Genomic DNA, 22,329 nt, shown 5'->3' on the forward strand with positions numbered 1-22,329 from the left:
CGGGAGAGGTCATGAAGCGCTTGTATTCTGTTCTGGCACTGGGTGCTGTCACATTTCTGGCAGGCTGTGTCAGCCCGCCGCCACGCCCTAACGATCCGTACTATGCCCCTGTACTGCCGCGCACGCCGCTGCCGGCAGCGGCTAACAACGGCTCGATTTACCAGGCAGGCTTTGAACAGAACCTGTACAGCGACCGCAAGGCGTTTCGCATCGGTGACATCATCACCATTACCCTGAACGAGAAAACTCAGGCGAGCAAAAACGCCAACTCGGCCATTGGTAAAAACAGCAACACCAGCATCGGCCTGACGTCTTTGTTTGGTGGCGGTCTGACCACTAACAACCCGCTGGGCGGAGGTGACTTGAGCCTGGATGCCGGTTACAGCGGCAGCCGTGCGACCAAGGGCGACAGCAAGGCCGGGCAGGGCAATAGCCTGACCGGCTCAATCACCGTGACCGTGGCCGATGTGTTGCCTAACGGCATCATCGCGGTACGGGGTGAGAAGTGGATGACCCTCAATACCGGTGACGAGCTGGTGCGTATTGCCGGGCTGGTGCGCGCCGATGACATCGCCACCGACAACACGGTGTCTTCGACCCGGGTGGCCGATGCGCGCATTACCTATTCGGGCACCGGTTCGTTTGCCGATGCGAGCCAGCCGGGCTGGTTCGACCGTTTCTTCCTTAGCCCACTGTTCCCGTTCTAGGTGATGGCCTCCATGTCCAACCTCAAGCATTTGCTGGCAGCGCTATTGCTGTTATCGACCTCACTGGGTGTTCACGCCGAGCGGTTGAAAGACATTGCCAGCATTTCCGGCGTGCGTTCCAACCAATTGATTGGTTATGGCCTGGTGGTCGGACTTAACGGTACGGGCGACCAGACCACGCAAACCCCGTTCACCTTGCAGACGTTCAACAACATGCTGTCGCAGTTCGGCATCAAGGTGCCCGCAGGCACCGGTACTGTGCAGTTGAAAAACGTCGCGGCGGTGTCCATCAGCGCCGACTTGCCCGCTTTCGCCAAGCCGGGTCAAGTGATCGACATCACCGTGTCCTCCATCGGCAACTCCAAAAGCCTGCGCGGCGGCACGCTGTTGCTGACACCGCTCAAGGGCATTGACGGTAATGTTTACGCCGTGGCGCAAGGCAATCTGGTGGTGGGCGGGTTTGATGCCGAAGGCCGCGACGGCTCGAAAATCACCGTTAACGTGCCGTCAGCCGGGCGTATTCCGGGCGGTGCATCGGTTGAACGGGCCGTGCCCAGCGGTTTCAATCAGGGCAATAGCCTGACGTTGAACCTTAACCGCTCCGACTTCACCACGGCCAAGCGCGTTGTCGACAAAATCAACGACTTGCTCGGCCCCGGTGTGGCGCAGGCGATTGATGGAGGCTCGGTGCGCGTGACCGCACCGCTGGACCCAAGCCAGCGGGTCGACTACCTGTCGATTCTGGAAAACCTTGAGGTCGATCCGGGGCAGGCGGTGGCCAAGGTCATCATCAACTCACGCACCGGCACTATCGTGATTGGCCAGAACGTCAAAGTGTCGCCGGCCGCCGTGACGCACGGCAGCCTGACCGTCACCATTACCGAAGATCCGATTGTCAGCCAGCCCGGCCCGCTGTCCAACGGCGAGACGGCGGTGGTGCCGCGTTCACGCATCAACGCTCAGCAAGAAGCCAAGCCGATGTTCAAGTTCGGCCCGGGCACCACCCTGGACGAAATTGTCCGGGCGGTAAATCAGGTGGGTGCGGCGCCAGGAGATTTGATGGCGATTCTCGAAGCGCTTAAACAGGCCGGTGCGTTGCAAGCCGACCTGATCGTGATTTGAGGCTGACGTTATGGACTTGAGCAAGCGCGGCGTCAGTAGCAGCGATTCGGGGGCGTTTACCGACCTGAACCGGCTCAACAGCCTGAAAGTGGGTGATCGCGAAAGCGACAGCAATATGCGCAAGGTGGCGCAGGAGTTCGAGTCGCTGTTCCTCAATGAAATGCTCAAGTCCATGCGCTCGGCCAACGAGGTGCTGGGCAAGGACAACCCGCTCAATACCCCGGCCGCCAAGCAGTATCAAGAGATGTACGACCAGCAATTGTCGGTGACGTTATCCCGACAGGGCGGCGGCATTGGTCTGGCCGACGTCTTGATGCGCCAGATGTCTAAGAACAAGCCCACTGCGCCGGGCGATGCCGTGGTGACCACGGCGCTGACAAACGAAGCCAAAACACCTGCGCCAACGACGGCGGCGGCGACCACCACCAGCCCGTTCGTTCGCGCCTCGGGGCAGCGTGCCTTGTGGAGTGCGCGGGTAGCCGCGCCTGCTGCGGCCGAAGGGGGTCATCAAAATGACATGGTCAAGATCAATCAGCGCCGCCTGGCCTTGCCGAGCAAGCTGACCGATCGTCTGCTGGCGGGCATCGTGCCTTCTGCCGACCCGGCGCGCTCGACCCTCAATACCGGCACGGTGCCGGGGCGTACCTCGCCGGGTCTGGACGCCGTGCTCAAAGGCAGTCGCCAGCCCATGCTGAGTGCCAACGGCGTGCAAGGGCGTATGCAGATTTATGGGCGTGCCGTGGCGCAGCCCCCGCTGGCGCCGGCCAAGCAAGCGTTCGAGTCGCCGGATGCCTTTGTCGCCACGATGCTGCCGATGGCGCAACAGGCAGCCGACCGTATCGGCGTGGACCCGCTGTATCTGGTGGCCCAGGCCGCGCTCGAAACCGGGTGGGGCAAATCGGTGATGCGCCAGCAAAACGGCAGCAGCAGCCACAACCTGTTCGGCATCAAAGCCACGGGCAACTGGCAAGGCGCGCAGGCGCGAGCCATCACCAGCGAATTCAAGGGTGGGCAGATGGTCAAGGAAACGGCGGACTTCCGTTCCTACGACTCATATCAAGACAGCTTCCACGATCTGGTCACGCTGTTACAAAGCAACAATCGTTATAAAGAAGTGCTGAGCTCGGCCGATAAACCAGAGCAGTTTGTTCGAGAGTTGCAAAAGGCCGGTTACGCGACCGACCCCGAGTATGCGAGCAAGATTTCGCAGATAGCCAAGCAAATGAAGACCTACCAGAGCTACGTCTCGACGGGTTCTTTAACGAATTTATAAGGTTTGAACCATGGCGAGTTTGATCAACATCGGGATGTCGGGGCTCAATGCCAGCCAGGGGGCTTTGGCGACGGTGGGCAACAACATTGCCAACGCGAATACCTCGGGCTACTCGCGTCAGCAGATCGTGCAGGGCACGGCGGCCTCTCAGCAAGTGGGCGGGGTGTTTATCGGCACCGGCACCACCCTGGCCGATGTGCGCCGTGTGTACAACGCCTACCTCGACGCCCAGTTGCAAACCACCACCTCGCTCAACGGCGACGCTCAGGCCTATCTCGATCAGATTGGCTCGGTCGACAAGTTGCTGTCTGACTCCAGCACCGGCGTATCGGCCGCGTTGAGCAGCTTTTTTACCGCCCTGCAAACCTCGGCCGCGGCGCCCGGCAATACCTCGTCACGCCAGTTGCTGCTAACCAGTGCGCAGACGTTGAGCAACCGCTTCAACTCGATTTCGTCCCAGCTCAACCAGCAGAACGAGGGCATCAACAGTCAGCTCGATACGTTGACCTCTCTGGTTAACCAGCACACGGCGACCCTTGCCTCGTTGAACAAGCAGATTGCTCAGGCGACCACCGCCGGCAATACACCGAACGACCTGCTGGATGCGCGCAACGAAACCGTTCGCAGCCTCAATGAGCTGGTCGGGGTGACAGTTCAGGAGCACGACAACGTTTACGACGTGACGCTGGGGACGGGCCAGTCGCTGGTGCAGGGCAGCACCTCCAACACGATTTCGGCGGTACCGGGCAAAGTCGACAAGAGCCAGTTCACCATTCAGATCAACTACCCGCAGTCCACCTCCGATGTGACCTCGGTGATCAGTGGCGGCAAGATCGGCGGTCTGTTGCGCTATCGCGAAGACGTGCTGGCGCCGGCCATGAATGATCTGGGGCGCACCGCGATGGTGGTGGCCGACGCGATCAACACGCAGTTGGGTCAGGGGCTGGATGCCAATGGCGAGTTTGGCTCGTCATTGTTCAATAACATCAACAGCGCGCAGGCCATCAGCCAGCGCAGCCTGGCTTCGTCCAGCAACAATGTGAACTCTGGCAACCTGGACGTGAGCATTACCGACAGCGGTGCGCTGACCACCTACGATTATCAAGTCACGTTCAGCAGCGACAACGACTACACCGTCAAGCGCTCGGACGGCACCAGCATGGGCTCGTTCAAGCTGGATCAAAAACCGGCCGCCGTGATCGACGGTTTTACGATGACCCTCAATGGCGGGGATTTGAGCAAGGGCGATACGTTCAAAGTCAGCCCCACCCGTAATGGCGCCAGCGCCATCGGCGTGCAAATGACCGATTCGAGTCAGTTGGCCTTTGCTGCGCCATTGGTGGCCAGTGTAGGCAGCTCGAACACCGGCACCGGCGCTGTGAGCACGCCGAGCCTGTCTGCGGCGCTGGATATCTACGGCGGGGCAGCTTTGGGGCTGAAGCAGTCGCAGATTGAAAGCGCAATGCCGGTTCGCATTGCCTTTGACGAAGCGGTCAATGGCACGCAGGGCTACCGCGTACTGAATGAAAAAGGCGATGAGATCGGCACGGGCACCATCGTGCCGGGCCAAGGCAACAAAGTAACGATCAATGTGCCCGTCACCAATGCTGACGGCACCAAGACCCAGATCGCTTTTGACACCACCTTCAGCGGCTCGCCGGGCAAGGGCGACAGCTTTGACATCAAGTTCAACAAGGACGCCAAGGCCGACAACACCAACGCCAACTTGCTGCTGGACCTGCAAACCAAAGCCACCGTTGGGGTGACTGCCGGGGGCGGCGGGGTGAGCATGACGGGGGCTTACACCCAACTGGTTTCATCGGTGGGTGGCAAGGCCAGCCAGGCGAAAGTGGATGCCACGGCCAACACGGCGGCGCTGTCCTATGCCAAGGAAGTGCGCAACTCGGTGTCTCAGGTCAACCTGGATGAAGAAGCGTCCAATCTGGTCAAGTTTCAGCAGTACTACACCGCCTCGTCGCAGATCATTAAAGCGGCGCAAGAAACCTTCACCACGCTGATCAACAGCCTTTAAGGGAGCCTTCGACGATGCGCATTTCCACATCCCAGTTTTATGAGTCGACCAGCGCGACCTATCAGAACAATTTTTCGTCGGTGGTGAAAACCCAGACCCAGATTGACTCGGGTGTGCGCATCCAGTCCGCAGGTGATGACCCGGCCGGTGCTGCGCAGTTGTTATTGTTGCAGCAGCAAAAAGACATGCTGGGGCAGTACAGCACCAACATGAATACCATCAAGGCTTCCCTGAACAATCAGGAAAGCATTCTGGACAGCATCAATACGGCGCTGCAAAAGGCTAAAAACCTGACCATTCAGGCGGGTGGCATTATCAGTGATGCCGACCGTTCTTCTATTGCCAATGAAATTGGCGGCATCGAAGAACAAGTCTTCAGCTTGCTTAACAGCAAGGATGCCGACGGCAACTACATGTTTTCGGGTTCCAAAACCTCAACGCCGCCGTATGCGCGCAACAATGACGGCACCTATACCTACCAGGGCGATGACATTCAGCTGAACCTGAAGGTCTCGGACACCATCACGATGGCCGGCAGTGACACTGCCCGCAGTTTTCTGGAAGGCTCCCCGAATACCGGGCGCACTCAAGCAACGCTGCTGCCTCCGGCGGTCAATGACGGCAAGGTGTCTATTACAGCGGGCACGGTGACTTCAACGGCGGTGTATGACCAGGGGTTTACGGCAGGTCAGCCCTACACCTTGACGTTCACCAGCAGCAATCAGTTCACCTTGACTGATGGCGCGGGTAAGGACATTACCTCTGAAATAGCCGGTAACGGGACGTTCGATTCAACCAAAGAAGGCGCTCACAGCGTCAACTTGCGCGGCGTTCAGTTTGATATCGGCATGGATTTCAGCGGCGCTGAAGACACTGTGGCTCAGGATGCACTGGCCAAGAACAAGGCCTTTACGCTTGAAGCCAAGCCCGACAGCTTCAATGTGTCACGCACCCCGAGCAATACCTCTACGGCGCAATTGACCAGTGCGAGTATCGCTGACACGAAAAAGTACAGTGACAGCTTCCCCAGCAGCGGGGCGGTGATCAAATTCACCAGCGACACCGAATATCAAGTGTTTGCGCAGCCATTGAGCGCCAACAGCAAGCCGCTGGCCGAAGGCACCATGACCGGCACTTCGGTGACGGCGGCCGGGGTTAAATTTGATTTCTCAGATGCGCCCAAGGCGGGCGACCAATTTGTGGTGAGTGCTGATAACCACAAAAACCAGAGTGCTCTGGACACACTCAGCGAGATTCGCAAGGCGCTATTGGTACCCACCGATAATGATCCGGTGGCCAAGCTCAAGCAGCGCGATGTGCTCAGCGCTACCATCGGTAATTTGAGCAATGCCAGCGAGCACGTGGACATAGCGCGTGGTTCCATTGGCTCGCGCCTTAATGCCATTGATATTCAGGCGGACGCCAACACCAGCATGGGGCTGGCCAACGACACCACCATGTCGGCCATTGGCAATACCGATATGGCCAGTGCGTCGGTTGATCTGGCGTTCCAGAAAGCCATGTTGGAAGCCTCGCAACTGGCGTTCGTCAAAATCGCCCAGTTGAGCCTGTTTAACCAGCTCTAACGCACTCAAATACGTAGCAGCTGCCGCAGGCTGCGTCCGGCGGCGAAGCCGTCGTAAATTCAGCGATTTGAAGGGTGCGTCGCACACATCTGGCAGGTTTTGCGATCGCTTCGCAATCGGACGCAGCCTGCGGCAGCTGCTACGAATCGCCAGGGATCGCGCGAAATGTTTTGTAAAAACCATACAAAATAGCGTGACCTGTGAGTCACAACGCGCATCTCACTGTATCGTGTGCAGCATACGGGCGGGTGCCGAGCCATTTACGGGCTATTTTTTGTATTTTCAGGCGCCCATTCAAGCCCTTTTATTGTTAACGCCCCTCGATTGTTCGAGCGGTGATCTCCAGCTATTCAGTATTGGGAAGCCACAATGATTGGCATTAAAAGCATCGCCAGTTACGTGCCTGCAGACGGCGTAGACAACTACGCTCAAGGCGCGAAATTCTCCAAGGACGAAGAATTCATTCTGGGCAAGATTGGCTCGGCCTTCCTGCCGCGCAAAGGTGCTGACCAGGAAACCTCGGATCTGTGTGTCGAAGCTGTCAATGCGCTGTTCGCCAACAATCCGCAGCTCAAGCGCGAATCCATCGACGCGCTGATCGTCGTTACCCAAAACGGTGATGCAGAAGGCTTGCCACATACCGCTGCCATCGTTCAAGACAAGCTCGGTCTGCCGACCCACGTCGCCGCCTTTGATATTTCCCTGGGGTGCTCGGGTTACGTCTACGGCATTTACGCGATGAAAGGCTTCATGGAAGCCACAGGCCTTAAAAACGGCCTGCTGATCACTGCCGACCCGTATTCGAAAATCGTCGACCCTGAAGACCGCAACACCACCATGCTGTTTGGCGACGCCGCCACGGCTACCTGGATGGGTGAAGACGCTCCCTGGCAGTTGGGCAAGGCCAAGTTCGGCACCGACGGCTCCGGGGCGCCGCACTTGAAGGTCAGAGATGGCGTGTTCTTTATGAACGGTCGTCAGGTGTTCAATTTTGCGCTGCTTAAAGTGCCTGCGCACTTGCATGAGCTGATGCAAGAGTCGAACTTGACCTCTCAAGACATCGACGCGTTCTGCATCCATCAGGGCAGTGCGGCGATTGTCGATGCGGTCGCCCGTCGTTTTGAGGGTGAGCCTGAGAAGTTCATCAAGGATATGGTCGAGACCGGCAATACCGTGTCTTCGAGCATTCCGCTGCTGCTGGAAAAACACGTGATGAACGCCACCTGGAAGCGCGTTGCGCTCAGCGGCTTCGGTGTGGGCTTGTCGTGGGGCTCGGCGATTATCTATCGGCCGTAAAGAACAGGCTTCACGCTTCAAGCGGTACGATCAAAACGCCCATGGCCTGATACGCCATGGGCGTTTTGCGTTGGGGTCACCCGCTGCGCAAAACCTGTGTGAGGCCAGCGTGGTTGCTGATAGATCAAAAGCCAGATCAAGATCAACAAAGCGCGCTAGATCCCGAAATCCGTAGCAGTTGACGAGCTCCGCGAGGCTACGTCTCCTGCCTGGGGGATCTCTCGGCAAACACAAGAAACCGTACTGTATGCCTTGAGCACGAGAGTGAAGGTGCCTTCAATCATTCTGTGAGCGAGAACTCGGTCAGGCAGAAGGTGGGCACGCCCATCTCTTGCAAGCGCTTGGAGCCGCCCAGTTCTGGCAAATCAATAATGGCGGCGGCTTCAAACACCTGCGCCCCCATGCGTCGTACCAGGTTGGCGGCGGCGATCAGTGTGCCGCCCGTAGCGATCAGGTCATCGACGATCAGCAGCGAGTCGCCTTCACACAAGCTGTCAGCGTGCACTTCAAGAAAGGCTTCGCCATATTCTGTCTGATAGCCTTCGGCCAATACGTCAGCAGGCAACTTCCCTTGCTTGCGAAATAGAACTAACGGTTTGTTGAGCTGATGCGCGAGCACCGAACCGATTAGAAAGCCGCGCGCGTCCATTGCGCCGATGTGGCTGAAATCAGCCTCGACGTAACGGTGGATAAAGGTATCGGCGATGACACGCATGGCGCGTGGTGATTGGTACAGCGGCGTGATATCGCGGAAAATGACGCCCTTTTTAGGGAAGTCAACTACAGGGCGAATCAAGGGTTTGAGGCAAAAATCGTCGGCGACCATGGTCGGGCTATCCTGGTGTGCGTTAAGCGCGTCAGTATAACCCGGACCGTGACGAATTCAGACTTCCAGTGAACCACCGGCCAAGGCGCATAGCTTGATCGGGTCAAGAATATGGACTTCTTTGCCCTCTGCCTGGATCAACTCGTTTTCTTGCAGGCGGGTAAACACGCGAGAAACAGTTTCAACGGCCAGGCCCAGGTAGTTACCGATTTCATTGCGCGACATGCTCAGACGATACTGGTTTGCAGAGAAGCCGCGAGCCCGGAAGCGCGCCGACAGATTCACCAAAAAGGTGGCAATCCGCTCATCGGCGGTCTTTTTCGAGAGCAACAACATCATTTGCTGATCGTCACGAATTTCGCGGCTCATGATGCGCATCAGCTGGCGGCGCAGTTGCGGCAGTTGTACGGACAGTTCGTCCAGACGCTCAAAGGGTATTTCGCATACAGGTGTGGTCTCCAGTGCCTGTGCGGAGACGGGGTACGCCTCTGTGCCCATGCCGGATAAACCCACCAACTCGCTGGGCAGATGAAAGCCAGTGATTTGCTCTTCGCCCGAGTCGCTCAGGCTGAATGTCTTCAGTGCCCCGGAGCGTACCGCGTAGACCGAGCCAAATGGATCGCCCTGGCGAAACAGAAACTCGCCTTTTTTCAAGGGACGACCGCGCTTGACGATTTCCTCCAACGCATCCATGTCTTCCAGATTCAACGAAAGTGGCAAACAAAGAGGGGCCAGGCTGCAATCCTTGCAGTTGGCCTGACTATGAGCGCGCAGTTTTACTGGCTCGGACATTTCTTCAATCCTTGTGGGAAAACACACATAAGTTGCAAGGGTAACTCAGCCACGAGGTCGAGGCCAGTGCACCATAGCGGTGCCGCGACCTAAGTCTCATGGCGGCATCACGCAGGATTAACAGGTTGATGAACGTTAAAAGCACTTAGATCACTCGCGAAAATCGTTCTCGATTGGCCTTTTCCAGGTACGCATCGAAGACCATGCACACAGAACGCACCAGTAACCGGCCTGCGGGCAGCACGGTCAATTGTTCAGCGTCCAGGGCGATCAAGCCATCGGCTGCCATTCGCTGCAAGGCGGGCCACTGCGGGGCAAAGTAACCCCGAAAGTCGATGTTGAAGGCTTGTTCTACAGGGGCGAACGGCAGGTGCAGGTTGCAGATGATGTGTTGAATGACCTCGCGGCGAATTCGATCATCCTGATTGCACACCAGCCCGCGGCTGGTGGCGAGCTGACCGCTGCTCAGGGCGTGCTGGTACTGCGTCAGGTCGCTGTTGTTCTGACAGTACAGGTCGCCGATCTGGCTAATGGCCGATACGCCAAGCCCGATCAGGTCGCAATGGCCGTGGGTGGTATAACCCTGAAAATTGCGTTGCAGTGTTGATTCTTCCTGAGCGATGGCCAGTTCGTCGTCCGGCAGGGCGAAATGATCCATGCCGATGTAGCGGTAACCGGCGCGGGTCAATTGCTCAATGGTGTGCTCAAGCATCTGTAGCTTTTCAGCAGGTGAGGGCAGCTCCAGAGGGTTGATCCGCCGCTGTGGCATGAAGCGCTCGGGCAAGTGCGCGTAATTGAATACGGACAAACGATCCGGCTGCAGGTTGATCACTTCTTCGATGGTATTCGCGAAGGCTTGCGGGGTTTGTTTGGGCAACCCATAGATCAGGTCAATATTGATCGAGCGAAACTGCAAGGTGCGGGCCGCGTCGATGACCGCGCGGGTTTCTTCCATGCTTTGCAGGCGATTCACGGCGCGCTGCACTTGCGGGTCGAGGTCTTGCAGGCCGATGCTGACGCGGTTGAAACCCAGCTCGCGCAACAGGCCCATGGTTGACCAGTCAGCTTCTCGCGGATCGATTTCGATGCCGTAATCGCCCGAGTCGTCATCCAGCAAGTTGAAATGTTTGCGCAATGTCAGCATCAGCTGGCGCAGCTCATCGTGGCTGAGAAACGTCGGTGTGCCCCCGCCAAAGTGCAACTGTTCGACTTTTTGTCTGGGGTCAAGGTGGCAGGCGACTTTCTGGATTTCTTGTTCGAGTCGTTGCAGGTAAGGCTGCGCTCGACCACGGTCTTTGGTGATGACCTTGTTGCAGGCGCAGTAGTAGCAAATATTGGCGCAAAAGGGCACGTGCACATACAGCGACAGCGGGCGCAGCGCCTTGCGGCTTTCGCGCAGAGCATGCAACAGGTCGAAGGGGCTGACCTGATTATTGAACTGCACCGCCGTCGGGTATGAGGTGTAGCGGGGCCCGGCAATATCGTAGCGGCGAATTAAAGTTGAGTCCCAACGAATGGCGTCGAGCATGCGGGCATTCCCCTGGGATGGCTGTCAATGCTCTGGATTCTAGGGGCTGGAAATGGGTCAGGCCTTGATATGCATCAACGGCTGATGTGTATCAGTGGCCCATCAACCAATGCTGGTGTGGGCCGGGCAGGGTCCAGATACCGAAGGCAATGACCAGCAAACCTCCGGCCATGCGTACGCTGCGCTTGCGCAACAGCGCCGTGACCCGCTCGGCAGCAAGCCCGGTGGCGAGCAACACAGGCCATGTGCCAAGGCCGAACGCGAGCATGAGCAAGGCGCTATCCATCGCGTTGCCTTGGCTGGCTGACCAGATCAGGGTGCTGTACACCAACCCGCACGGCAGCCAGCCCCACAGTGCACCCAGCAACAAGGCGCGGGGCAGGCTCGATACCGGCAGCAGCCGGTTGGCCACGGGTTGAATATGTCGCCACAGGCCGCGGCCCATACGTTCGATGCGGGTCAGTCCGCTCCACCAACCGGCCAGGTACAGGCCCATGCAGATCAGCAGTAACCCGGCCAGCAGGCGCATGAACAGGGCTGCGGGGCTGTTGGCGACCGCCCACCCGGCCAGCCCCAGCAGCAAACCTGCGCACCCATAGCTGAGAATTCGGCCCAGGTTGTACGCCAGCAACAGCCTGAAGCGTCGGCTGCGTTGCTCTTTGGGAATGGCCATTGTCAAAGCGCCCATCAAGCCACCACACATGCCCAGGCAATGGCCGCCGCCCAGCAGCCCCAGTATCACTGCCGATACCAGTAGGGGACCGAGATCAAGCATGGGGTGGCGCTGAGGTGTCGTTGTCCTGAGCGGGCGCAGGATGCTGGCGCCTGGCTTCTTCGACAGCCGCCGTGTGCTGGGGGTCCTGTTCATCAAACAGGATGCTGTGCGCCGGGCTGTCCAGGTCGTCGTACTGGCCGCTGTCCACCGCCCAGAAGAAGATGTAGATCGCGATGGCGACAATCAACAAGGCCGCCGGAATCATGATGTAAAGCGCTGGCATAGAGGCTCCAAGCTACGGGTTCAGGCCGCTTGCGGGCGGGCCTCTGCGGTGGGTCCGGTGGGCGCCTGATCCGGCAGGCGGATCAGGCGCAAGGCATTGAGCACAACCGTCAACGAACTGATCGACATGCCGATGGCGGCCCAGACGGGGGTGATCCAGCCGAGCGCTGCAAAGGGCAGCATAAGGCCATTGTACAGCCCGGCCCACAGCAGGTTTTCGATGATGACCCGGCGCGTGCGCCGAGCCAGACTGAACGCTTGCACCAACGCCTCCAGACGATTGGACAGCAACACTGCATCGGCGCTGGTTTTGGCCAGGTCAGTGGCTGAACCCATCGCTACGCTGATGTCGGCAGCCGCCAGCACGGGCACATCGTTCACCCCGTCACCCAGCATCAGAACTTTGCGGCCTTGGGCATGCAAGCGTTGCAGTACCTGTAATTTGTCATCGGGGCGCATCCCGCCCAGTGCTTCATCAATGCCCAGCGTGTTGGCCACACTGGCGACCATAGGCGAGCTGTCCCCGGAGAGCAGTAGCGTATGCCAGCCGCGGGCCTTGCACGCCGCTACCAGGGCAGGTGCATCAGCCCGCAGGCGGTCATCGAGCACCAGCCAGGCCAGGGCCCACTGGGTGTCGCCCAGCAGCAGCCATTGACCGGGCTCATCTGGCAGGGCCGGTACGACGTCGTGGCTCAGTTCGCAGACGAACGCCGGCTGGCCGATACGCAAGCGCTGTTCACCGACCCGGCCTTCGAGGCCCAGCCCGGGTGTGCTAAGCACGTCTTCGGCGGCTTGCGGGGCGCGGCCAAAAGCGCGGGCGATAGGGTGTTCGGAACGGTTTTCGAGGGCTGCGGCGAGACTCAGGCACTGCTCGCTGTCCAGCTCACGCAAGGGGTGGATGGCTCTTAAGGCCAGACGGCCTTCGGTGAGGGTGCCGGTTTTGTCGAAAATCACCGTATCAATCTGGTTCAAACCTTCGATCACGTGCCCGCGGGTCAGCAGCAACCCCAGTTTATGCAGGGTGCCAGTGGCAGCAGTGAGGGCGGTCGGAGTCGCCAAGGACAAGGCGCAAGGGCAGGTGGCTACCAGCATGGCCAGTACAATCCAGAAGGCTCGCGTGGGATCGAGCTGCCACCACAGGAGGCCAATCACAAGTGCCGCAATCAACGAAAACAGCAGGAACCATTGCGCAGCTTTGTCAGCAATTTCAGCGAGCTGTGGTTTTTCGGTCTGGGCGCGATCCAGCAAGCGCACAATGGCCGACAGGCGAGTGTCTTGACCCAGTGCCAACACTTCAACAGTCAGGGCCCCTTCGACATTCAACGTGCCTGCGGTCACGGCATCGCCTGCGCCACGGGGTTGCGGCAGGTATTCGCCGGTCAGTACGGATTCGTCAATGCGGGTCACGCCTTCGAGAATCTTGCCGTCGGCCGGCAGCGTCGCTCCGGGGTGAACCAATACGGTGTCGCCGACGTTCAGTTCGCTCAGCAGGATGCGTTCGCTCTGGCCGTCTTCGCTCACGCGTAAGCAAGAAGCGGGCAGCAAGTTAACCAGTTGTGCGGTGGCCGCCGAGGTGCGCTCGCGGGCGCGGCGTTCCAGATAGCGCCCGGCCAGCAAAAACAAGGCGAACATGCCGACTGCATCGAAATACAGCTCGCCGACCCCGGTGATCGCGGTCCAGATACCCGCGATATAGGCGCTGCCAATGGCCAGTGAAACCGAGACGTCCATGGTCAGGTGCCGGGTGCGCAGGTCGCGCATCGCGCCTTTGAAAAAGGGCGCGCAGCTGTAGAACACGATAGGTGTGGTGAGAAACAGCGCCACCCAGCGCAGGATGGTGTGCATCTGGGGGCTGAGGTCGGTGTTGAATTCGGGCCAGGTGGCCATGGTTGCCATCATTGCCTGAAACCACAGTAGCCCGGCCACCCCCAGCTGGCGCAAGGCCCGCCGGTTCTCGCTGGCCAGTTGCTCGGTAGCTCGATCCGCCTGATAGGGGTGCGCGGCATAACCGATATGGCGCAGCTCGCGGAGTATTTCACTCAGTGGTAACTGGCGGTCATTCCAGCGCACATGCAGGCGGTGATTGGTCAGGTTAAGCCGCGCCTCGCTGACAGCGGGCAGACGCAGCAGGTCTTTTTCGATGAGCCAGCCGCAGGCGGCACAACTGATGCCCTCCATCAGCAAGGTTGTTTCGGCCTGTTCATCGGTGTGTCGCACAAAGGGCTGTTGCACCTCGGGGCGATCGTACAGCGCCAGTTCTTCGCTCAGTTGCAGGGGGAGCGCTTGAGGGTTGGCAGAGGCTTCACTACGGTGCTGGTAATAGCTTTCGAGTCCGCCAGCCACGATGGCTTCGGCCACAGCCTGGCAGCCCGGGCAGCAAAATTCGCGAATGTGGCCCAATACGACAGCCGTAAACTGGCTGCCGGATGGAACAGGCAGGGCGCAGTGGTAGCAGGTAACAGGAGTGGTCATGGCGCTCTTTCGCGAAAGGGGGGCGCAAGCAGGCTCGCGATGGGGTGTTGTTAGTGATGAACTTCGGCGCCTTGAATCGGCTCATCACCCAGCATCAGGTCTTTGTCGTGATCGACCTCTTCTTCTTCGAACAGGCGCCAGGTCTTGCCATTCTCGACACCCAGCAATTCAACGAAGCGGCGCCCTTCAACCTTGTCATCCAGTTGGCCGGTGTAGCGCCCCGGCTCCGAAGGGCTTTGTTTGAGGCTGATGCGGCGGTCTTTTTCCGGTTGTGTCGGTGAAATCAGGTTCAGCTCCAGCATGGCTGGGTGGCTGTTGCCTTCGAGCAGCAACACCACTTCTCCGGTCATTTCGTCCAGACGCAGCTTGGCTTGCAGTTGCAGCGTCTGGCCGAGCATCTCGCGATCCAATGAGCGGTTGATGCCTTTACCGGCTTCGTAGTAGTTGTCGTTGACCAAGTGGTCCGGGTTATTGACGGCGATCGTCACCATCGACAGGGTCAAGGTCACCGAGCAGGCAAGAATGGCAATGATGATCCACGGCCAAATGTGCTTGTACCAAGGGCTGGAGCCGTTTGCTGCGGGCATGACAGTTTCTCTTATCTGATGAGTGGGCCGATGAAGCGGCTATTGGCTTTGACGTAGATGTCGGGGTTGTCGGCATCCTTGAGGATGAAAAACACCTCGTTGGTGCTGGACGGCAGCTGCTCGGGTGCAACCGACAGCTCGACCGGCAGGCTGACAATGTCGCCGGCTGCGACCTGGATTTCGCGTTTGCCTTGCAGTTTCAGATCAGGCAGGCCTGTGGCCTCCAGCACGTACGTATGGTCGTGCTGGTCTTTGTTCATGATTTTCAGGCTATAGACGTTTTCGACCCGGCCTTGTGCGTTTTCGCGGTAGAGCACCCGGTCTTTACTGACATCAAACCCGACCAGCGAGCGGGTGAAAAATGCTGCAGCCAGCAGGCCCATCATGGCCAGTAACACCACGGCATAGCCGATCAGGCGTGGGCGAAGTGTGTGGGTTTTCTGCCCCGAAAGATTGTGTTCAGTGGTGTAGCTGATGAGCCCGCGTGGGTAGTTCATCTTGTCCATGATGCTGTCACAGGCGTCGATGCAGGCCGCGCAGCCTATGCATTCAATTTGCAGGCCGTCGCGAATGTCGATACCGGTAGGGCAGACTTGCACGCACAAAGTGCAGTCGACACAGTCGCCCAGACCCTGGGCCTTGTAGTCGCTGTCTTTTTTGCGCGGGCCGCGCTGCTCGCCACGCCGTGGGTCATACGAGACGATCAGCGTGTCCTTGTCGAACATGACGCTCTGGAAACGCGCATAGGGGCACATGTAAATGCACACCTGTTCGCGCAGCCAGCCGGCATTGCCGTAAGTGGCCAGAGTGAAAAAGCCGACCCAGAAATACGCCCAGCCATCGGCCTGGCCGGTGAAGAATTCGATGACCAGTTCGCGAATGGGCGAGAAGTAGCCGACAAAGGTCATGCCGGTGACAAAGCCGATCAGTAGCCACAGGCTGTGTTTGCCGAGTTTGCGAAGGAACTTGTTGGCGCTCATGGGCGCCTTGTCGAGCTTGATACGCTGGTTGCGGTCGCCTTCTGTGACCTTTTCGCACCACATGAAGACCCATGTCCACACGCTTTGCGGGCAGGTATAGCCGCACCACACACGCCCGGCGTACACCGTAATAAAAAACAGGCCAAAGGCGGCGACGATCAGCAGGCCCGATAGCAGGATGAAATCCTGTGGCCAGAACGTTGCGCCAAAAATAAAGAATTTACGCTCGGGAAGGTTCCACCACACCGCCTGGTGACCGCCCCAGTTCAGCCAGACCGTGCCGAAATACAGCAAGAACAGAAATGCGCCACCGACCATGCGCAGATTGCGGAAGAAACCGGTGAAGGCTCGGGTATAAATCTTCTCTCGGGGCGCGTAAAGGTCGACGGTCTGCGGTGTTTTTTCAGCAGATGCAGTGACATCGTTGGCAGGAATCTGGTTGCTCATTGGGTCGTCCCACGGCAGTGGAAAATGCCTCGGTCAGTACATGCCAACCGCGGTCAGAAGGTGGTGCAGTGGCGTAATGATACCTGCGTGAATCCAGTGCAGGGGTGCGACCTTTGGTCGCGTTCACGGGGGTGCAAGTTTGGTGTAGCGATTGCTCAAAGTGATGACGTGGATCAATTGACTTCGTGCACTGACCGAGGGTCGAAAGGCTTGATTCAAAGCTCCCAGGGGTTGATCACGCGAACGCCCTCGAAGCAGAAATCCTTGGCGTTGCGAGTGACCAGGGTCATGCCATGAACCAGTGCTGTGGCGCCGATCAGGGCATCGCACTCGTTGCCGCGGTCCGGGACATGCAGGCGGGCGCAACGGCGCGCAACATGACTGTCAATCGACAGCACACGGCCTGCGAAGGCGGGAATCACATGACCTTCAAGCCAGGTACGCAAGATGGCTGCCTGCGCTGTGTCGCGCCGTTCCAGGCGCAATATGCCTGTTTCGATTTCAAGCAAGGTGATGGCGGATATATACAGTTTGTACGCCTCAACGCCATGCGCCCAGGCAACCACTGCCGGGTCAGCCTGGGGTTTACGAAGCTCCGAGATCACATTGGTGTCGAGTAAGAACATTAAAAATCCAGGGAGCGCGGCGTGATGGCTGCGCGTTCGGGTTCAAATTCAACCGGCGCCGAATCAGGCATGACAAGCAGGTCGACGATGCTGGTATTCAGGCCGGTCAGTCGTTGGTACTCCTCCATGCATAGCAGTACATGAGCAGGGCGGCCACGATCGGTGATGTAAACAGGCCCTTGCTGGGCGGCTTTTTTGGCACCGCTTGTGTCTTGATTGAATTCGCGACTTGAAATGGTGGTGATAGCCATGAGGAAAACCTCCCTAAGCTGATAATGTAGAAACGTTACTACTCTTAACGTTTGTGTTGCAACTGAAAAAGCAGCCTGTAACAAAACGGCTCCGCAACGGGGAGCCGTTTTCAGTGCGATAACTGACTTTCTACTCTTCGGCTTTGGCGTTTTCGCCATGAGACAGGCTGTAGACGTAGGCCGCCAGCAGGTGAACCCTGTCATTGCCTTGTAACTGCGCTTGAGCAGGCATCTGACCCTGACGGCCATAACGAATGGTCTGCTGCAATTGAGCGAAGCTTGATCCGTAGATAAAAGCGCCCGGATGCGTCAGGTCTGGCGCGCCCATCAGTGGGTTGCCTTTACCTTCGGGGCCGTGGCAAACCGCGCAGTTGGTGGCGAACAGAGCTTGCCCCTTGGCCGGGTCAGCCTTCACCCCTTCAGGCAGTTTGCGGTCATCGAGCTGGGTCAATACATACGCGGCAACATCGCTGACACCCTGTTCACCAATGACCTCTGACCAGCCAGGCATTACTGCATGGCGCCCGGCCATGATGCTTTCCTTGATTTTGTCGGGGGTAGCGCCCCAGCGCCAGTCAGCGTCGGTCAGGTTGGGGAAGCCATAGGCACCTTTTGCATCGGAGCCGTGACACACCGAGCAGTTGGAGGCAAACAGCCGACCGCCCATTTTCAGGGCTTGCGGGTCTTTGGCGACCTCTTCTATGGGCATGGCGGCGAATTTGGCGAAGATCGGCCCGTATTTAGCATCCGCTTTGGCCATTTCCTTTTCCCACTCATGCACGCCCGTCCAGCCGGTCTGGCCATTGGCAAACGCCGTGTCATTTTTGGTGTCCAGCGCTTCATAGCCGGGCAGGATGCCTTTCCAGTTACCCAAGCCGGGGTAGAGCACCAGATACCCCAAGGCGAATACGATGGTGCCCACAAACAGCCAGAACCACCAATTGGGCAGCGGGTTGTCGAACTCTTCGATACCGTCGTAGGCATGCCCGACTTTCTCATCGGTCTGCTCGCTGCGTTGTCCCTTGCGGGTGTCCAGCAACAACCAGGTCAACGCGAAAATGGTGCCCAGCGTGAGGACGGTGATGTACCAGCTCCAAAAGCTAGTCATTCTTTGTTACTCCTGGACGCTTGTTCTTGTTCGATGTGCTTGATGGCTTCAGGGTCGTCCTTGAACGGCAACAGGGTGGCGTCATCGAATTCCGATTTGCGCTTGGGGCTGAATACCCACAAGGCCAAACCGATAAAAGCCACCATCACGACCACAGTGCCCAGGCCACGAATCATCCCGATATCCATTCAGATCACCGTTTGCTTTTGATCAGAGTGCCCAGGCCCTGAAGGTAGGCCACCAGCGCATCCATTTCGGTTTTCCCTTTGACGGCATCCTTGGCTCCGGCGATCTCTTCGTCGGTGTAAGGCACGCCCAGGGTGCGCAAGACTTCCATTTTTTTGGCCGTGTCTTTGCCGTCCAGGGTGCGTTCCACCAGAAACGGGTAAGCCGGCATGATCGATTCCGGCACCACGTTGCGCGGGTTGTATAAGTGGGCTCGCTGCCAGTCATCGGAGTAACGCCCACCGACACGGGCCAGGTCTGGGCCGGTGCGCTTGGAGCCCCACAGGAAGGGGTGATCCCAGACACTTTCACCGGCCACGGAATAGTGGCCATAGCGTTCTGTTTCGGCTCGGAACGGCCGTATCATTTGCGAGTGACAGCCCACACAACCGTTGGCGATGTAGACATCGCGGCCTTCCAGTTCCAGCGCGGTACGCGGCTTCATGCCTTCGACCGGGTTATTGGTGACGTCCTGGAAAAACAGCGGAACAATCTGGGTCAGGCCCCCGATGCTGACGGCAATGACCATCAACAACGCCATGAGGCCGATATTTTTCTCGACTGCTTCGTGCTTCATCAGTGGGCTCCCACGACAGCGATCTGGCTCGCTGCTTCTGCTTCTACCGGGTTCGATGCCCGGACGGTGCGCCAGACGTTATACGCCATGAACAGCATGCCGCTGGCGAAAATGGCCCCACCCAGTGCGCGAACGATAAAGCCCGGATGGCTGGCTTGCAGGGCTTCGACGAATGAGTAGGTCAACGTGCCGTCTTCGTTGATCGCACGCCACATTAACCCCTGAGTGATGCCGTTGACCCACATCGAGGCGATATACAGCACGGTACCAATGGTCGCCAGCCAGAAGTGCACGTTGATCAGGCCGACGCTGTACATCTGCTTCTGGCCGTAGATTTTCGGGATCATGTGGTACATGGAGCCGATCGTAATCATTGCGACCCAGCCCAATGCCCCCGCGTGTACGTGGCCAATGGTCCAGTCGGTGTAGTGGGAGAGGGCGTTGACGGTCTTGATGGCCATCATCGGGCCTTCGAAGGTCGACATGCCGTAGAAGGCCAGTGACACCACCAGAAAGCGCAGGATCGGGTCGGTGCGCAACTTATGCCAGGCCCCCGACAGGGTCATCATGCCGTTGATCATGCCGCCCCAGCTGGGTGCCAGCAGGATGATCGACATGGCCATGCCCAGCGATTGAGCCCAGTCCGGCAGCGCGGTGTAGTGCAGGTGGTGCGGGCCGGCCCAGATATACAGGGTGATCAGCGCCCAGAAGTGCACGATGGACAAGCGATATGAGTAGATCGGACGTTCAGCTTGTTTGGGCACGAAGTAATACATCATGCCCAGAAAGCCTGTTGTCAGGAAAAACCCTACTGCGTTGTGGCCATACCACCACTGAATCATGGCGTCGGTCGCACCGGCGTATGCGGAGTAGGACTTGAAAAAACTGACTGGCAACGACGCGTGGTTAACGATGTGCAACATCGCCGTGACCACAATAAAGGCCCCGTAGAACCAGTTGCCGACGTAGATATGTTTGGTTTTGCGCTTGGTGATGGTGCCAAAGAACACCATGCCGTAAGCCACCCAAACGATGGCCAGCAAAATCGCCAAAGGCCATTCCAGCTCTGCGTATTCTTTAGTGGTGGTGTAACCCAGGGGCAAGGTGATGATCGCGCCGACAATGACCGCCTGCCACCCCCAAAAGGTGAACGAGGCCAGCGAATCAGAGATCAGGCGGGTCTGGCAGGTGCGCTGTACGACGTAATAAGACGTACCAAAAAGAGCACAGCCACCAAAGGCAAAAATCACAAGGTTGGTGTGCAGCGGACGTAGGCGGCCGAAAGTCGTCCACTCCAGGCCAAAGTTCAATTCAGGCCACACGAGCTGTGACGCGATAAAGACCCCGAGCCCCATGCCAAGGATTCCCCAGACCACCGTCATGATGGCGAACTGGCGGACTACCTTATAGTTATAAGCAGTCGGACTGATTGCTGTGCTCATTCTAAGGTTCCACGGTTTTATATTTTTTAGGGGTAAAAAAGCGGCGCAAGTATGGGTAAAGCATAGGGGTATTGCAACGCAACGTAGCATCGTCGACTGAGCGCCAACGCAGGTCCTGCGGCCTTTTCATGCGGTGAGTAAGGTCAAGACGACCTCTAAGACACGTCGCATTCAGGGCAATGGCGAAGGCTATTGGCGGGGCGATACTGGGGAGGAAAGTAAAAGAGGCGGGGACAAATGTCCAGAGATTGTTCACAGAGTTGTATACAACTCTACAGAAGCACCCCACGGATGCTTCTATAGCGAGTCAGGCATTATTCGGCGTTTTTTTCCTCTTTATTACCGTGTGACAAGCTGAACACATACGCGGCCAGTAACTGCACCTTGTCGTTGCCCAGCAGTTCGTTTTGCGCCGGCATATGGCCTTGACGGCCGTGGCGGATGGTCTGCTGCAATTGCCCCAGGCTGGTGCCGTAGATATAGGCTTCGGGCACTGTCAAATCCGGGGCGCCCATCGCCTGCATACCTTTGCCGTTGGCGCCGTGGCATGCCACGCAGGTGGTCTCGAAGGCTTGCTTGCCTGCATTCAGATCGACCGAGGTGCCTTGGGGCAATGGCAAACCGGCCAGATCGTGACGCACGTAAGCGGCGACGTTTTTGACCCCGTCTTCACCCAATACCGGCCCCCAGGCGGGCATCACGGCAATGCGCCCGCCCAGTATGGAAGCCTTGATGGTGTCGGCGTCGCCGCCCCAACGCCAGGTGCTGTCAGTCAGGTTAGGGAAGCCATAGGCACCCTTGGCATCTGAGCCGTGGCACACCGAGCAATTTGAGGCAAACAGGCGACCGCCCATTTTCAGCGCTTGTGGGTCTTGTGCCACCTCTTCCACGGGCATGGCGGCATATTTGGCGAAAATCGGACCGAAGCGGGCATCCGCCTTGTCCATTTCCTTTTGCCACTCGTGAACCCCTGTCCAGCCATTCTCGTAACCCGGCAGCAGGCCTTTCCAGTTGCCAAGGCCGGGATAGAGGATCAAATAGCCGACGCCGAAGACCAGCGTGCCGACGAACAACATAAACCACCACTGGGGCAGGGGATTGTCGTATTCCTCAATACCATCAAAGCTATGGCCCATGGTCTCGACGGTGTCGCCTTTATTTTCGCCTTTGCGTGTCCCCACCAGCAGCCACGTCAGGCCTATCAGCGTGCCGATGGTCAGCACGCAGATATAGATACTCCAGAAAGTCGTCATGCTTTGTCACTCCTCGACGCTTGCTCTTGCTCGACGTGTTTCAGGGCTTGCGGGTCGTCCTTGAAGGGCAGCAATGTGGCGTCTTCAAACTCGGATTTGCGGCGCGGGCTGAACACCCAGAGTGCCAGGCCGATAAACGCCACGGCCACCAGCAACGTGCCCAGGCCGCGAATCATTCCACTACTCATCTCCAGAACCATCC

The 22,329-nt window shown here is 58.3% G+C and carries 22 protein-coding genes; 6 read left to right on the forward strand and 16 right to left on the reverse strand.

Translation table 11 applies throughout. The features are described from left to right. The first annotated feature begins 11 nt into the window (after window positions 1-11). From flgH to FJD38_RS16950, 6 genes are all read left to right on the forward strand, one after another. Window positions 12-707 (forward strand): flagellar basal body L-ring protein FlgH, encoded by a 696-nt coding sequence (gene flgH / locus FJD38_RS16925; RefSeq protein WP_122782161.1) that lies wholly within the window; start codon window positions 12-14, stop codon window positions 705-707. Between the two features lie 12 nt (window positions 708-719). Further along, window positions 720-1,829, forward strand: a complete 1,110-nt coding sequence (locus FJD38_RS16930) for a flagellar basal body P-ring protein FlgI (RefSeq protein ID WP_122782162.1) — start codon at window positions 720-722, stop codon at window positions 1,827-1,829. A gap of 10 nt (window positions 1,830-1,839) precedes the next feature. Beyond that, entirely contained in the window at window positions 1,840-3,102 is a 1,263-nt protein-coding gene (flgJ, locus tag FJD38_RS16935; RefSeq protein ID WP_146386439.1) for a flagellar assembly peptidoglycan hydrolase FlgJ, read from the forward strand. A gap of 10 nt (window positions 3,103-3,112) precedes the next feature. Then, complete coding sequence (gene flgK, locus FJD38_RS16940; RefSeq protein WP_146386440.1) at window positions 3,113-5,134, forward strand: flagellar hook-associated protein FlgK; 2,022 nt, start codon at window positions 3,113-3,115, stop codon at window positions 5,132-5,134. 14 nt (window positions 5,135-5,148) lie between these two features. Next, window positions 5,149-6,720, forward strand: a complete 1,572-nt coding sequence (locus tag FJD38_RS16945; protein WP_146386442.1) for a flagellar hook-associated protein 3 — start codon at window positions 5,149-5,151, stop codon at window positions 6,718-6,720. A 369-nt stretch (window positions 6,721-7,089) separates the two neighbouring features. Next, window positions 7,090-8,016, forward strand: a complete 927-nt coding sequence (locus FJD38_RS16950; protein ID WP_146386444.1) for a ketoacyl-ACP synthase III — start codon at window positions 7,090-7,092, stop codon at window positions 8,014-8,016. A gap of 280 nt (window positions 8,017-8,296) precedes the next feature. On the opposite strand, the gene FJD38_RS16955 is transcribed toward FJD38_RS16950, so the two are convergent. The 16 genes from FJD38_RS16955 to FJD38_RS17030 all read right to left on the reverse strand — a co-directional run bounded on the left by FJD38_RS16955 (window position 8,297) and on the right by FJD38_RS17030 (window position 22,315). Beyond that, window positions 8,297-8,842 carry an adenine phosphoribosyltransferase gene (locus FJD38_RS16955; RefSeq protein ID WP_146386446.1) on the reverse strand — a complete coding sequence of 182 codons (546 nt, stop codon included), beginning with the start codon at window positions 8,840-8,842 and terminating at the stop codon, window positions 8,297-8,299. A gap of 57 nt (window positions 8,843-8,899) precedes the next feature. Then, window positions 8,900-9,634: a fumarate/nitrate reduction transcriptional regulator Fnr gene (gene fnr, locus FJD38_RS16960; RefSeq protein ID WP_122782168.1), complete on the reverse strand. Its 735-nt coding sequence runs from the start codon at window positions 9,632-9,634 to the stop codon at window positions 8,900-8,902. Window positions 9,635-9,779: 145 nt separating this feature from the next. Beyond that, window positions 9,780-11,162, reverse strand: coding sequence for an oxygen-independent coproporphyrinogen III oxidase (gene hemN / locus FJD38_RS16965; protein WP_146386448.1), 1,383 nt, complete (start codon window positions 11,160-11,162; stop codon window positions 9,780-9,782). 91 nt (window positions 11,163-11,253) lie between these two features. Beyond that, complete coding sequence (locus FJD38_RS16970) at window positions 11,254-11,937, reverse strand: sulfite exporter TauE/SafE family protein (protein ID WP_122782170.1); 684 nt, start codon at window positions 11,935-11,937, stop codon at window positions 11,254-11,256. Further along, a complete protein-coding gene (gene ccoS, locus FJD38_RS16975; RefSeq protein ID WP_122782171.1) occupies window positions 11,930-12,160 on the reverse strand; it encodes a cbb3-type cytochrome oxidase assembly protein CcoS in 231 nt (76 codons plus the stop codon). The genes FJD38_RS16970 and ccoS overlap by 8 nt, the downstream gene beginning before the upstream one ends. A 20-nt stretch (window positions 12,161-12,180) precedes the next feature. Next, the gene (locus FJD38_RS16980; protein ID WP_146386450.1) at window positions 12,181-14,631 is read right to left on the reverse strand and encodes a heavy metal translocating P-type ATPase; all 2,451 of its coding nucleotides are present in this window, start codon (window positions 14,629-14,631) and stop codon (window positions 12,181-12,183) included. 50 nt (window positions 14,632-14,681) lie between these two features. Then, the gene (locus FJD38_RS16985) at window positions 14,682-15,218 is read right to left on the reverse strand and encodes a FixH family protein (RefSeq protein ID WP_122782173.1); all 537 of its coding nucleotides are present in this window, start codon (window positions 15,216-15,218) and stop codon (window positions 14,682-14,684) included. Window positions 15,219-15,229: 11 nt separating this feature from the next. Continuing rightward, window positions 15,230-16,645 carry a cytochrome c oxidase accessory protein CcoG gene (gene ccoG, locus FJD38_RS16990; protein WP_146386452.1) on the reverse strand — a complete coding sequence of 472 codons (1,416 nt, stop codon included), beginning with the start codon at window positions 16,643-16,645 and terminating at the stop codon, window positions 15,230-15,232. Between the two features lie 215 nt (window positions 16,646-16,860). Then, the gene (locus tag FJD38_RS16995) at window positions 16,861-17,271 is read right to left on the reverse strand and encodes a type II toxin-antitoxin system VapC family toxin (protein ID WP_122782175.1); all 411 of its coding nucleotides are present in this window, start codon (window positions 17,269-17,271) and stop codon (window positions 16,861-16,863) included. Continuing rightward, window positions 17,271-17,522: a type II toxin-antitoxin system Phd/YefM family antitoxin gene (locus tag FJD38_RS17000; protein WP_122782176.1), complete on the reverse strand. Its 252-nt coding sequence runs from the start codon at window positions 17,520-17,522 to the stop codon at window positions 17,271-17,273. Before FJD38_RS17000 ends, FJD38_RS16995 begins: the two co-directional genes overlap by 1 nt. 130 nt (window positions 17,523-17,652) lie before the next feature. Next, the gene (gene ccoP, locus FJD38_RS17005) at window positions 17,653-18,630 is read right to left on the reverse strand and encodes a cytochrome-c oxidase, cbb3-type subunit III (RefSeq protein ID WP_146386454.1); all 978 of its coding nucleotides are present in this window, start codon (window positions 18,628-18,630) and stop codon (window positions 17,653-17,655) included. Next, window positions 18,627-18,818 (reverse strand): cbb3-type cytochrome oxidase subunit 3, encoded by a 192-nt coding sequence (locus FJD38_RS17010; protein WP_122782178.1) that lies wholly within the window; start codon window positions 18,816-18,818, stop codon window positions 18,627-18,629. The genes ccoP (FJD38_RS17005) and FJD38_RS17010 overlap by 4 nt, the downstream gene beginning before the upstream one ends. 5 nt (window positions 18,819-18,823) lie before the next feature. Continuing rightward, window positions 18,824-19,432: a cytochrome-c oxidase, cbb3-type subunit II gene (ccoO, locus tag FJD38_RS17015; RefSeq protein WP_146386456.1), complete on the reverse strand. Its 609-nt coding sequence runs from the start codon at window positions 19,430-19,432 to the stop codon at window positions 18,824-18,826. Beyond that, a complete protein-coding gene (gene ccoN / locus FJD38_RS17020) occupies window positions 19,432-20,874 on the reverse strand; it encodes a cytochrome-c oxidase, cbb3-type subunit I (RefSeq protein WP_146386458.1) in 1,443 nt (480 codons plus the stop codon). Before ccoN ends, ccoO begins: the two co-directional genes overlap by 1 nt. 314 nt (window positions 20,875-21,188) lie before the next feature. Further along, a complete protein-coding gene (ccoP, locus tag FJD38_RS17025; RefSeq protein ID WP_122782181.1) occupies window positions 21,189-22,127 on the reverse strand; it encodes a cytochrome-c oxidase, cbb3-type subunit III in 939 nt (312 codons plus the stop codon). Then, window positions 22,124-22,315, reverse strand: coding sequence for a cbb3-type cytochrome oxidase subunit 3 (locus FJD38_RS17030; RefSeq protein ID WP_122782186.1), 192 nt, complete (start codon window positions 22,313-22,315; stop codon window positions 22,124-22,126). Before FJD38_RS17030 ends, ccoP (FJD38_RS17025) begins: the two co-directional genes overlap by 4 nt. Window positions 22,316-22,329: the final 14 nt, after the last annotated feature.

The organism is Pseudomonas saxonica, from assembly GCF_007858365.1.
In the GTDB taxonomy this organism is placed as follows: domain Bacteria; phylum Pseudomonadota; class Gammaproteobacteria; order Pseudomonadales; family Pseudomonadaceae; genus Aquipseudomonas; species Aquipseudomonas saxonica.